Here is a 13229-nt window from a genome sequence, read left to right on the forward strand (position 1 = left end):
CCATCCGCCCCGAACGGGGCAGCGGAAACACCCCCACAAGTGGATAGTTGGGTCGGCGTCCGACGCCGGCACGCGGCCAGGCCCGCGCGATGCCCCCGCGTCGCGCTCGGGTCGGCGTGCCGGTCACCGGCCCCGGCCCGCCGGAGCAGTCGGGCGGACACCCCCGGCCCGACAGGTGTCGCCGCCGTGGAAGCGGCGCGACCGTACAGGGAGACAGGACAGCCGTGGCACCACCTCAGGGACAGATGCGCCCCGGACGGCAGCTCGCCGTGCTCGGGTTCATCTTCGTCGTCCTCTATCTTTTGGTGTTCTTCTCGGGTGGCGCCAGTGGTGGCTGGAAGGATCGGCTGGAGCCCCGGCTCGGCCTGGACCTCATCGGCGGCACCCGGCTGACGCTGGAGGCCACCAACACGGTGGACGGCAAGCCGCCGACCTCGGAGAACCTCGAAGAGGCGCGCCAGATCATCGAGAGCCGGGTCAACGGCTACGGCGTGGCCGAGGCGGAGGTGGTCACCGAGGGCAACCGCAACATCGTCATCTCCCTGCCCGGCGAGAACCGTGACCTGACCGACGTGGGCAGCGCCGCCGAGCTGCGCTTCCGCAAGGTGCTCAAGGCGACCGACGGCAGCGGCGCGGCTGCCGCGCCGCCGCCGAGCCCGAGCGCCACCCCGGCGCCGTCCGGCAGCGCCCAGCCGTCCGGCAGCGCCTCGCCGAAGCCGTCCGGCAGCGCCAAGGTCAGCGCGTCGCCGAGCGCCGGTGGGCAGGGCGGCATGGCCCCCGCGCCGAGCGCCAGCGCCACGCCGTCTGCCTCGCCGAGCGCCGCCGCGCCGAGCCCGAGCGCCAGCGCCGAGCCGGTGCCGCAGAGCATCGAGCAGCAGCGCCAGGCCGTGCAGCAGAAGGTGGGCGCCGCCGCGTGGACCGCCGCCTCGGGCCTCCAGGCCCCGGCCGACCTCGCCACCGACCCGTCCCTGGGGGACAAGCTCAAGCCGTTCGGCACGCTGACCCCGCAGGAGGTCGCGGTGCTGCCGGTGGAGATGCAGTTCAACGTCCCCACCATCACCTGCGCCCAGCTCGACAAGCGGCCGGCCGCCTCGATCAAGGACGAGAAGCAGAAGGCGGTGGCCTGCGAGTCCGGCGCGAAATACCTGCTCGACGTGGCCAAGGTGCTGGGCACCGACGTCAAGAACGCCTCCGCCCAGCTCGACCAGACCAGCTCCTGGGTGGTAAGTCTCAACTTCACCGGCAAGGGTCAGGAGAAGTGGACCGCGCTGACCCGCGAGTCGTTCAACAACGAGGGTCAGGCGTGCGACCAGACCGCGCTCGGCCAGGACGGCAAGTGCCGGGTCGCCGTGGTGCTGGACAACGAGATCGTTTCCTCGCCGGAGATCCAGGGCGTGCTGACAGGTGACTCGCAGATCACCGGCAGCTTCGACAACAAGTCGGCGAACGCGCTCGCCAGCCAGCTCCGCTACGGCGCCCTGCCGGTGACGTTCGAGCCGCAGGAGAGCCAGAACGTCACCGCGACGCTCGGCGACAGCCACCTCAAGGCGGGCCTGCTCGCGGCCGGCATCGGCATGCTGCTTGTCATCATCTACTCGTTCTTCTACTACCGGCTGCTCGGCTCGGTCATCTTCCTCAGCCTGGTGCTCTCCGCGCTGCTTGTCTTCGGCGCGCTCGTGGTGCTCGGCCGGTCGATCGGGTTCACGCTCACGCTCGCCGGCATCGCCGGCATGATCGTCTCGCTCGGTGTGGCGGCGGACTCGTTCGTCATCTACTTCGAACGGCTCAAGGACGAGATCCGCGAGGGCCGCAGCCCGCGCAGCGCGGTGCCGCGGGCCTGGATCCGGGCCCGCCGGACGATCATCTCGGCGAACGCCATCACGCTGATGTCGGCCGTGGTGCTCTACATCGTGTCGGTCGGCGCGGTGAAGGGCTTCGCCTTCGCGCTCGGCCTGGCGACCGTGCTGGACCTGGTCGTCGTGTTCCTCTTCCGCCACCCGATCATGACGATGTTCGCCCGCACCCGGGCGTTCATGTCCCCGCGGGTCAGCGGTCTGGGCCGGGCGCTGCCGGCCCGGTCGGCCGAGTCGGGCGCCGCCCGCAACCCGCGCGTCAAGGAGGCCTGAGATGGCTAAGAGTGGTCTGGCCGCCCGGCTCTACCGTGGCGAGGCCGATCTCAACATCGTCGGCAAGCGCAAGCTGTGGTTCGGCGTGGCCGGCGCGCTTGTGCTGATCGCCGTGCTGAGCTTCGCGCTCAACGGCTTCAAGCTCGGCATCGAGTTCGCCGGCGGCAACTCGTTCCAGGTGCCGGCAAGCGTCGGCACACTGGACCGGGCCGAGAAGGTCGTCGACGACGCGCTGGCCAAGGAGGCGCCCGGCGTCGAGGTCGTCACCGCGCAGAAGGTCGGCGGCGCCGGCGGCGAGACCTACGAGATGCGCACCGGGCAGCTCAGCCAGGAGCAGGCCAACGCGGCCAAGACCGCGATGGCGGAGGAGTTCGGCATCCAGCCCGACCAGATCAGCGGCAGCCAGGTCTCCGAGGCGTGGGGCAGTCAGGTCACCTCGCGGGCGTTCCTCGGTCTGCTGATCTTCCTCGCCGTGGTGACGGTCTACCTGGTGCTGCGCTTCGAGTGGCGGATGGCCGTCGCCGCGATCATCTCGCTGCTCACCAACCTGGTCCTCACCTCCGGCATCTACTCGCTCGTCGGCTTCGAGGTCACCCCGTCGACGATCATCGGCTTCCTCACCATCCTGGGCTTCGCGCTCTACGACGTGGTGGTGGTCTTCGACAAGGTGCAGGAGAACACGCGGGGCATCACCGCGAACAACAACCTCACCTACGGCGAGGCGTCGAACCTGGCGCTCAACCAGAGCCTCATGCGGTCGCTCAACACCTCGGTGGTGGCGCTGCTCCCGGTCGGCGGCCTGCTGTTCATCGGCGCCGGCCTGCTCGGCGCGGGCACCCTGAAGGACCTCGGCCTGGTGCTCTTCGTCGGCATGGCGGTGGCGTTCCTCACCTCGATCCTGCTGGCCACCCCGCTGCTGGTGCTGCTGAAGAACCAGGACCCGCGGATCAGCGCGCACAACAAGCGGGTGCACGCCCGCCGGGCGGCCGTCTCCCGGGGCGAGGTCGCCCCGAAGGGCGCCCCGCGCCCCGCGCCGGCCGGTGACCAGCCGGTCGAGACGGACGCGGACCCGGCTCTGGCCGGCGCCGCCCCGAAGGTCGGCTCCCGGCCGGCCGGCAAGCGCCCCAGCGGCGCCCGGGGCGGTCGCCCCGGCGGAGGCAACCGGCCGGGTGGCGCGAAGCGCCGCTGACCGCACAGCCCGGACGGAACCGACCGGACGGCGTCCGTCATGCTGTTGTCACGGCATGGCGGACGCCGTCGTCGTTTCGAGAGGACATGGGACGTACCGTGACGGAGACCCACACCGCAGGCGTACGGGGAGACAGCGGCCCGGAGGTCGCCCGGCTGGTCGCCAGCCGGACGCTCGACGTGCCGGACTTCCCCAAGCCGGGGGTCATGTTCAAGGATCTGATGCCGCTGTTCGCCGACGGCGTGGCGTTCCGTGAGGTGATCGACGGGATCATCGCCTACCACGGGCCCGACTCGTTCGACGCCGTGGTGGGCATCGAGGCGCGCGGTTTCGTGCTCGCCGCGGCCGTCGCGTACGCCACCGGGGTCGGCGTGGTGCCGGTGCGCAAGGCCGGCAAGCTGCCCCGGGCGACCCACTCGGCCTTCTACGCGCTTGAGTACGGCGAGGCGACGCTCGAGGTCCACCAGGACGCGTTCACCGCCGGCCACCGCGTGCTGGTGCTCGACGACGTGCTCGCCACCGGCGGCACCGCCGAGGCGACGCTCGACCTGGTGGAGCGCGCCGGCGGCACGGTCGCCGGCTTCACCGTCCTGCTGGAGCTGGGTTTCCTCAAGGGCCGGGAGCGGCTCGCCCCACGCCCGGTCCATGCCCTGTTGACCGTTTGAGCCGCCGGCACCCGGTCGGTCCGCCGGTACGGGGCGTCCGGTGGAGCGGCGGCGCACCCTGCGTACCGGTAGGATTGCCCATTGCCTGACCGGGTGGGTGACCGTCCGGTTGGCGAAGCCGCCGGGGCGCAGTCCCGGTGGCCGGCGCGGAACAACACCGACCCCCGGGTCGGTTGGACCAGACGTCGGCCGGACGGCCGGCGCATCCCCGGCGAACGGTGAGGAGGCCGGTGTCCAACGATGTCGTCCCTCCGGTGGAGGGCACGGTGCACCCGACAGGCGACGCGGACGGCTCGGTGACCGAGCACGGCGGCAACACGCCCGCCGGGGCGAACGGCGGCACGCCTGACGCGACGGCCGACGACGACGGGGTGGTGGTGCCGTTCCCGACCGACGGTGACCCCTCGACAAGCGGCGGTTTCGCCCTCTCCAACGCGCCGACCGGCCGGCGGGTGCGCGCCCGCCTGGCCCGGTTCAACGCGCCCTGGCAGACCTCGCAGGTGAGCGAGGTGCTGGAGCCGCTGATCTCCGCCCACCGCGATGCCCACCCGAAGGCCGACGCCCGGCTGCTTCAGCGCGCCTTCGACACCGCCGCGCGCTGGCACTCGGGGCAATACCGCAAGTCCGGCGACCCCTACATCACCCACCCGCTCGCCGTGGCGACCATCCTCGGCAACCTGGGCATGGACACCACCACGCTCGTGGCGGCGCTGCTGCACGACACGATCGAGGACACCGAGTACACCCTCGACGCGATGCGCGCCGACTTCGGCGGCGAGGTCGCGCTGCTCGTCGACGGCGTGACGAAGCTCGACAAGGTCAAGCTCGGCGACGCGGCCAAGGCGGAGACCATCCGCAAGATGGTGGTCGCCATGGCGAAGGACCCCCGGGTCCTGGTGATCAAGCTGGCCGACCGGCTGCACAACATGCGGACGCTCACCTTCCTGCCCCGCCCCAAGCAGGAGCAGAAGGCCAAGGAGACGCTTGAGATCCTGGCGCCGCTGGCGCACCGCCTCGGTATGAACACGATCAAGTGGGAGCTGGAGGATCTGGCCTTCGGCACGCTGTTCCCGAAGCGGTTCGAGGAGATCAACCGGCTGATCGGGGAGCACCAGCCGCAGCGTGAGGCGCTGCTGCGCCAGGTGACGCAGAAGGTGTCGACCGACCTGAAGGCCGCCAAGATCAAGGCGGAGACGACCGGCCGGCCGAAGCACCTCTACTCGATCTACCAGAAGATGATCGTGCGGGGTCGCGACTTCAACGACATCTACGACCTGGTGGGTGTGCGGATCCTGGTCGACACGGTGCGCGACTGCTACGCGGCGCTGGGGGTCATCCACGCCAACTGGCAGCCGGTGCCGGGCCGGTTCAAGGACTACATCGCCATGCCCAAGTTCAACATGTACCAGTCGTTGCACACGACTGTCATCGGGCCCACCGGCAAGCCGGTGGAGATGCAGATCCGCACCTACGCGATGCACCGCACCGCCGAGTTCGGCATCGCCGCGCACTGGAAGTACAAGGAGCACAAGGGCACCCAGGTGGTGGGCCCGCCGGCGCACATCGACGAGATGACCTGGCTGCGGCAACTGCTGGACTGGCAGCGCGAGGCGGCCGACCCGAGCGAGTTCCTGGACGCGCTGCGGTTCGACCTGTCCAGCCAGGAGGTGTACGTCTTCACGCCGAAGGGCGACGTCATCCCGCTGCCGACCGGGTCGACGCCTGTGGACTTCGCGTACGCGGTGCACACCGAGGTCGGGCACAAGTGCATCGGCGCGCGGGTCAACGGCAAGTTGGTGCCGCTGGAGTCGACGCTGTCCAACGGCGACGTGATCGAGATCTTCACGTCGAAGTCCGACACGGCCGGCCCGACGCAGGACTGGTTGGGCTTCGTCAAGAGCCCCCGCGCGCGGACGAAGATCCGGCAGTACTTCAACAAGGAGCGGCGCGAGGAGGCGATCGAGGCCGGCAAGGACGCGATCGTCAAGGCGATGCGCAAGCAGGGCATGCCGTTGCAGCGGATGCTCACCTCGGATGCGCTGATGGCCATCGCGCGGGACCTGCACCTCGCGGACGTGGCCTCGCTCTACGCGGCGGTCGGCGACAGTCAGGTCTCCGCGCAGTCGGTGGTGCAGAAGCTGATGGCCTCCTACGGCGGCGAGGAGGGCGCGGCGGAGGACATCGCCGAGACCGCCGTCGCCACCCGGCCGCCGCGTAGCCGGCAGAGCAGCGCCGACCCGGGCGTGGTGGTCCGTGGCGTCAGCGACGTCTGGATCAAGCTGGCCCGCTGCTGCACGCCGGTGCCGCCGGACTCGGTGTTCGGCTTCGTCACCCGCTCCGGTGGGGTGAGCGTGCACCGCGACGACTGCGCCAACGCCGAGGACCTGCGGGCGCAGACCGAGCGGGTGGTCGAGGTGAGCTGGAAGCTCACATCTGCCTCCACGTTCCTGGTCGCCATCCAGGTGGAGGCGCTCGACCGGCACAAGTTGCTCGCCGATGTCACCCGGATGCTCTCCGAGGAGCGGGTGAACATCCTCTCCGCGACGGTGACCACCACCCGGGACCGGGTGGCGGTCAGCCGGTTCAGCTTCGAGATGGCCGACCCGAAGCACCTGGGGCACCTGCTGGCCGCGGTGCGCAGGGTCGACGGGGTCTTCGACGCGTACCGGGTCACCTCCGGGGCCTGAGAGCCCGCGCACGGAAAACGCCCGCCGGTCCGACCGGCGGGCGTTTCTCGTCGACTCCGGGTCAGCCCTCGATGTCGCTCATCGTCACCTTGGTCATGACGATCTCCTTCTTCGGGTGACCGCCGCCTGCCTGCTTGGCGAAGGCGCCGTCGTCACCTGCGGCGGCGACCTGCTTCACCACGTCCATGCCGCCGGTGATGGTGCCCAGCACGGTGTAGTTCGGGTCGAGCTGGCTGTCGCCGTACACGATGAAGAACTGGCTGCCGGTGCTGCCGGGCTGGCCGGAGTTGGCCATCGCGATGACGCCCTCCGGGTACGGCGGGCGCTTGTCGGTGGGGAGGTTCTCCTCGGCCAGGTTGTAGCTCGGCCCGCCGGTGCCGTCGGTGTCCCGCCAGCCCTTGCCGGTGGCGCTCGGGTCGCCGCACTGGAGCACCTTGATGCCCTCGGTGACAAGCCGGTGGCACTTGGTGTTGTCGAAGAAGCCCTTGCTTGCCAGGTGGGTGAAGCTGCCGGCGGTGCAGGGCACCGCGGCACGGTCGAGCTTGGCGGTGATCGGACCCAGGTTGGTGTCGATCGTCATCGTCTGACTGCCCTTGTTCGCCTGCTGTGCCGGCGGCAGCCCGACGTCCTTGATCTGCGCCGGCCGGCCCTCCTTGGGCACCTCGGTGTAGGCGCACTGGGCGGAGCCGGCGGCGGCCTCGCCGCCCGGCTTGTCGTCGTCGTCGCCGAGCGAGGTGGCGAGCCATACGGTGCCGGCCACGACGAGCACAAGCACGGCCGCGGCGCCGACGATCGCCTGCGTCTGCCGGCGCTTGCGGGCCTTTCCGGCCCGCTCGGCCATCTCCCGTTCGAGCCGGGCCCGCGCCGCCGCCCGCTGGCGGTCTCTCGTGGACGTCACGGTCACTCCTCACCTGCTGGATGTTCGGGGGGACGGCGTCGGGCGCCGCCGAGTCAAAGGTGGATCAACGCCCACTCAACGGCGGGTCATCCGGCGCTGGGGCTGCTCGCCGGCTCGCTCGGAGCGGGCGGCGAGGCGTTCGGCTCGCCGACGGTGAGGCTCTGGATCACCACGTCCGTCTTCGGCTTGACCTTGGCGCCGCTGCCATTGTCCACGGTCGGCAGGGCACCGATCTTCTCCACCACGTCGAGCCCCGCGGTGACCTTGCCGACGATGCTGTAGGCCGGCTTGGCCGGGTTGGCGTCCTTGAAGAAGATCAGGAACTGGCTGCCGTTGGTGCCCGGCGGGTTGCCGACCAGGGCGACCGTGCCCTTCGGGTACGCCGGCGGCTCGCCCGGCGCCGGCGAGGCCGACGGGCTGGGCTCGGGCGCGGTGGGGATGTTCTCGTCGTAGAACGTGTAGGTCGGCCCGCCGATCCCGGTGCCGCTCGGGTCGCCGCAGCGCAGCGCGCCCTCGGTGGTGATCTCGTGGCACTTGGTGTTGTCGAAGAACTGCCGGCCGGCCAGGTGGGCGAGGCTCGCGCTGCCGCAGGGGGCGGCGGCCTGGTCCAGTTCGACGGTGATCGGGCCACCCTGGTTCGTGGTGACAGTCATCGGCCGGGTGCCCGAGGTGGGCAGGTCCCGGGTGGCCGGGGTGCCGACGTCCTTGAGGTTGGCGTTCCCGGCGGCGTTCTGCGGGGTCCAGAGGCACGTGTCCTCGGCGGCCTGCTTGTCCGGCTCCGAGTCGAACGCGCCGAGTGCCCAGGCCGAGCCGGCCACGATCAGCACGAGCACCACCGCGGCGCCCACCCCGGCCTGGATCTGCCGGCGACGCTTCGCGGTCGCGGCCCGCCGGGCGAGTTGCCGGTCGAGCTTGGCCCGCGCCAGTTTGCGCTGCCGGTCCCTGCTGGAAGCCACAGGTGCTCCCCTTCCTCTGCACTGATCGTCGTCGGCGTCGCCGGCACCGCCCGCGCTGCTGATCGGGGTGCGCCACGCCACACGCCCGCCAGAGTGTACGGGTAGCGACTGTGAATGTGGTGTACGAGGTCCGCCCGTGCTTATCGGATGTTGTCACTGGGATCGCTGGGACGCCCGGGGCCGGTGGCGGCAGAAACCCGCTCGCCGGTGCGACTAGGCTGCTGAGCGACGACGACGACCGGACGGAGAGGGGACGGACGTGCTCGTGGCCGGCTTTCCCGCGGACGCCTTCGGCACCAACTGCTACGTGGTGGCGACCGGGCCGGGGGAGCAGTGCGTGGTGGTCGATCCCGGCATCGGGGTGATCGACCGGCTCGACGCCGTGCTCGCCGAGCACCGCCTGCATCCGGCCGCCGTGCTGCTCACCCACGGCCACCTCGACCACACCTTCTCGGTCGCGCCGGTCTGCGGCGCGCGGGGCATCACCGCCTACGTGCACCCGGCGGACCGCGAGATGCTCGCCGACCCGACCAAGGCGCTCTCCATGGACCTCACCGCGCTGTTCGGCGGGCGGCTGCCGTACACCGAGCCGGACGACGTGGCCGAGCTGACCGACGGCGCGACGCTGTCGCTGGCCGGGTTGGAGATCACCGTCGACCACGCTCCCGGCCATACCGGCGGGTCGGTGCTGTTCCGGCTGCCCGGCGCCGGCTCGCCCTGGGAGGCGGAGCAGATCTGCCTCTCCGGTGACGTGCTCTTCGCCGGTTCGATCGGCCGCACCGACCTGCCGGGCGGCGACATGCCCCGGATGCTCGCGAGCCTCCGGGACAAGGTCCTCCCGCTCGCCGACGACACAGTCGTCCTGCCCGGCCACGGCCCCGCGACCACAGTCGGCCGCGAGCGCGCGACAAACCCGTACCTCGTCGAGGTGGCGGGGTCCGCGCGCCCGGCCGCGCCCACCCGAGGCCTCTAGCCCGGCCCGCGCGCCGCGCGGGTTTCCAAGGAGTACGCCATGAGCAAGCCCACGCCCATCTCCGGCTTCCCCGAGTGGACGCCGGCGCAGCGGATGATCGAGCAGTTCGTGCTTGATCGGATCCGCGCCACGTTCGAGTTGTACGGCTTCGCGCCGCTGGAGACCCGCTCGGTCGAGCCGCTCGACCAGTTGCTGCGCAAGGGGGAGACCTCGAAGGAGGTCTACCTGCTGCGCCGGTTGCAGGCCGACGCCGACGGGCCGGCCGGGGACGACTCGCTCGGTCTGCACTTCGACCTGACCGTGCCGTTCGCCCGCTATGTGCTGGAGAACGCCGGCAAGCTCCAGTTCCCGTTCCGGCGCTACCAGATCCAGAAGGTGTGGCGGGGGGAGCGCCCGCAGGAGGGGCGCTACCGGGAGTTCCTCCAGGCCGACATCGACATCGTTGACCGGGACACGCTGCCGGCGCACTACGAGGCGGAGATGCCGCTGGTGATCGGCGACGCGCTGCGGTCGCTGCCCATCCCGCCGGTGCGGATCCAGGTGAACAACCGCAAGATCTGCGAGGGCTTCTACCGGGGCATCGGGCTGACCGACCCGGAGGCCGCGCTGCGCACCGTGGACAAGCTCGACAAGGTCGGCCCGGCGAAGGTGGCCGAGCTGCTCGCGGAGACCGCCGGAGCGAGCGAGGCGCAGGCCAAGGCGGTGCTCGCGCTGGCCGAGATCTCCGCGCCGGACGCCTCCTTCGCCGACGCGGTGCGCGCGCTCGGCGTGCGCGATCCGCTGCTCGACGAGGGCATCGCCGAGTTGACCGCGGTGGTGGAGACCGCCGCCGCGCACGCGCCGGGGCTCTGCGTCGCCGACCTGCGGATCGCCCGGGGCCTGGACTACTACACCGGCACCGTCTACGAGACGCAGATGGTCGGCTACGAGCGGTTCGGCTCGGTCTGTTCCGGTGGCCGCTACGACAACCTGGCCAGCTCCGGCAACGTCCGCTTCCCCGGCGTCGGCATCTCGATCGGGGTGACCCGGCTGCTCGGCCTGCTGTTCGGCGCCGACGCGCTGTCGGTGTCCCGGTCGGTGCCGACCTGCGTGCTCGTCGCGGTCACCGCCGAGGAGGACCGGGCGGCAAGCGACGCGGTCGCGGCGGCGCTGCGCTCGCGGGGCGTACCCACCGAGGTGTCGCCGTCCGCGGCGAAGTTCGGCAAGCAGATCCGGTACGCCGAGCGGCGCGGCATCCCGTACGTCTGGTTCCCCGGCGCGGACGGCGACGAGGTGAAGGACATCCGGTCCGGTGCGCAGGCGCCCGCAGCGGCGGGCGAGTGGACCCCGCCCCGGGCGGACCTCGCGCCGCTGGTCGCCGGAACTGGCGTCTGACGCCGATTGCACCTACGGTGGCGTAAGTTACGCCACCGTAGGGAGAACGTCGTGTCCGTGCTCAGTCAGACCGCTCTGCTCACCGAACTCGAACCGGTCGTGGAGAAGAACCTCGACCGGCACCTGTCGCTGGCCAAGGAGTGGTTCCCGCACGAGTACGTGCCGTGGAGCGCCGGTCGCACGTTCGACGGTCCGCTCGGCGGCGAGGCGTGGTCGCCGGAGGACTCGACGATCCCCGACGCGGCCCGCACCGCGCTGATCGTCAACCTGCTCACCGAGGACAACCTGCCCTCCTACCACCACGAGATCGCCACGCTGTTCGGCCGGGACGGCGCGTGGGGCACCTGGGTGCACAGGTGGACCGCCGAGGAGGGGCGGCACGGCACCGCGATCCGGGACTACCTCACCGTGACCCGGGCCGTGGACCCGGTGGCGCTGGAGCGGGCCCGGATGGTGCACATGTCCGCCGGCTACCACAACGTGCACGACGACGAGGTGCTGCACTCGCTCGCGTACGTGTCGTTCCAGGAGTTGGCCACCCGCATCTCGCACCGCAACACCGGCCGGGCCACCGGCGACCCGGCCTGCGAGGCGCTGCTGGCCCGGGTGGCGGCGGACGAGAACCTGCACATGGTCTTCTACCGCAACCTGCTCACCGCGTCGTTCGAGCTGGCGCCCAGCCAGGCCATGCGGGCGGTCGCCGACGTGCTCGCCGACTTCCAGATGCCCGGGGTGGGCATCGACGGTTTCGCCCGCAAGTCGGTGGCGATCGCCCTGGCCGGCATCTACGACCTGCGCCAGCACCGGGACGAGGTGGTGGTGCCGGTGCTGCGCCAGTGGAACCTGTTCGAGGTGACCGGTCTGAACGGCGACGGCGAGGCCGCCCGCGAGCAGATCGCCGCCCAGCTCGACACGCTGGAGACCCAGGCGTCCCGGTTCGAGGAGCGCCGCGCCGCCCGCGCCGCCCGCCTGACCCCCACCCGCTAACCCCCGAAGGCAATCCGGTGATCATGAGGTTGGCGGCGGTGTTGATCTCTGCTGGTGCCGCCAACCTCATGATCACCCGTGTGGTGCGGGGGTCGGGGTGGCGGGGGTCTGACACCTGGTGACGATGTTGTTGCTTTGGCGTTACATCGGGTGGCGGTGCGAATCCGGGCAAACTTGCGTCTTGCTTACGATCTTAAATATGTGAATACTTTGGTCAGCCCGGACGGTTTCCCCAGGTCGGCCGGGCTGTCCTCGGGCGTGTCCCCATCACAGCGCCCGTTCACCCCCGTTCGGAGGTTGTCACATGCGACCCACGAGGTCCACGCTCTGTCGCGCCGCCGCCGTCGCCGTGGCCGGAACCCTGGTCACCGGCTCCCTGCTCGGCGCGCCCGCCCAGGCCGCCCCCGCCCCCGCCTCGCCCGACGCCGCCGCCACCCTCGCCGCCACGCTCGGCGACCGCGCCGCCGGCACGTACGCCGACGCCAGCGGCAAGATGGTCGTCACGGTGACCGACGCCGCTGCCGCCCGCCAGGTGCACGCCGCCGGCGCCACCCCGAAGCTCGTCACCCGCGGCGCCAACCAGCTCAAGGCCGCCACCGGCGAGCTGGAGCGCTCCGCCAAGATCCCGGGCACCGCCTGGTGGACCGACGCGGTGACCAACCAGGTCGTCGTCTCGGTGGACAGCACCGTCACCGGCGCCAAGCTGGAGCGGGTCAAGGCCGCCGCCGCCCGCACCGGTGGCGCGGTCCGGATCGAGGCCGAGGCCGGCACCCTGACCACCCGGATTTCCGGCGGCCAGGCCATCTACACCGGCGGCTACCGCTGCTCGCTCGGCTTCAACGTGCGCAGCGGCTCGACCTACTACTTCCTCACCGCCGGGCACTGCACCAACCTGGGCTCGACCTGGTACTCGAACTCCGGACAGACGTCCGTCCTGGGCACCCGGGCCGGCACCAGCTTCCCGGGCAACGACTACGGCATCGTCCGGCACAGCAACTCGGCCAACGCGGCCGGCAACGTCTACCTCTACAACGGCAGCTACCAGGACATCACCTCGGCCGGTAACGCCTACGTCGGCCAGTCGGTCCGCCGTTCCGGCAGCACCACCGGCCTGCGCAGCGGCACCGTCTCGGCCACCAACGCGACGGTCAACTACGCCGAGGGCAGCGTCTCCGGCCTGATCCGCACCAACGTCTGCGCCGAGGGCGGCGACAGCGGCGGCTCGCTGTTCAGCGGCACCACCGCGCTCGGCCTCACCTCCGGCGGCAGCGGCAACTGCTCCTCCGGTGGCACGACCTACTTCCAGCCGGTCACCGAGCCGCTCAGCGTCTACGGCGTGAGCGTCTTCTGATCCGCACCTCACGAACGGGCCGC

At 71.2% G+C, this 13229-nt stretch carries 10 protein-coding genes; 8 read left to right on the forward strand and 2 right to left on the reverse strand.

Annotated features, from left to right (window positions below):
• Positions 1-224: 224 nt before the first annotated feature.
• The 4 genes from secD to SM450_RS24605 all read left to right on the forward strand — a co-directional run bounded on the left by secD (position 225) and on the right by SM450_RS24605 (position 6667).
• On the forward strand, positions 225-2126 hold the full coding sequence (secD, locus tag SM450_RS24590; protein WP_474622135.1) for a protein translocase subunit SecD: 1902 nt from the start codon (positions 225-227) through the stop codon (positions 2124-2126).
• Between the two features lies 1 nt (position 2127).
• A complete protein-coding gene (gene secF, locus SM450_RS24595; RefSeq protein ID WP_474622136.1) occupies positions 2128-3315 on the forward strand; it encodes a protein translocase subunit SecF in 1188 nt (395 codons plus the stop codon).
• Between the two features lie 98 nt (positions 3316-3413).
• Complete coding sequence (locus SM450_RS24600) at positions 3414-3980, forward strand: adenine phosphoribosyltransferase (RefSeq protein ID WP_474622137.1); 567 nt, start codon at positions 3414-3416, stop codon at positions 3978-3980.
• Between the two features lie 230 nt (positions 3981-4210).
• A complete protein-coding gene (locus tag SM450_RS24605; protein ID WP_474622138.1) occupies positions 4211-6667 on the forward strand; it encodes a RelA/SpoT family protein in 2457 nt (818 codons plus the stop codon).
• A gap of 61 nt (positions 6668-6728) precedes the next feature.
• Here the strand turns inward: SM450_RS24605 and SM450_RS24610 are convergent, their stop codons facing one another.
• Positions 6729-7565: a peptidylprolyl isomerase gene (locus SM450_RS24610; protein ID WP_474622139.1), complete on the reverse strand. Its 837-nt coding sequence runs from the start codon at positions 7563-7565 to the stop codon at positions 6729-6731.
• 86 nt (positions 7566-7651) lie between these two features.
• A complete protein-coding gene (locus SM450_RS24615) occupies positions 7652-8521 on the reverse strand; it encodes a peptidylprolyl isomerase (protein ID WP_474622140.1) in 870 nt (289 codons plus the stop codon).
• 259 nt (positions 8522-8780) lie between these two features.
• Here SM450_RS24615 and SM450_RS24620 point away from each other — a divergent pair, with 259 nt between their 5' ends.
• From SM450_RS24620 to SM450_RS24635, 4 genes are all read left to right on the forward strand, one after another.
• On the forward strand, positions 8781-9494 hold the full coding sequence (locus tag SM450_RS24620) for an MBL fold metallo-hydrolase (protein ID WP_474622141.1): 714 nt from the start codon (positions 8781-8783) through the stop codon (positions 9492-9494).
• Between the two features lie 39 nt (positions 9495-9533).
• Complete coding sequence (hisS, locus tag SM450_RS24625) at positions 9534-10868, forward strand: histidine--tRNA ligase (protein WP_474622142.1); 1335 nt, start codon at positions 9534-9536, stop codon at positions 10866-10868.
• Between the two features lie 51 nt (positions 10869-10919).
• On the forward strand, positions 10920-11855 hold the full coding sequence (locus SM450_RS24630; protein ID WP_474622143.1) for an acyl-ACP desaturase: 936 nt from the start codon (positions 10920-10922) through the stop codon (positions 11853-11855).
• A 304-nt stretch (positions 11856-12159) separates the two neighbouring features.
• Complete coding sequence (locus SM450_RS24635; protein ID WP_474622144.1) at positions 12160-13206, forward strand: S1 family peptidase; 1047 nt, start codon at positions 12160-12162, stop codon at positions 13204-13206.
• The last annotated feature ends 23 nt before the right edge of the window (positions 13207-13229 follow it).

This window comes from Micromonospora marincola (genome assembly GCF_056150385.1).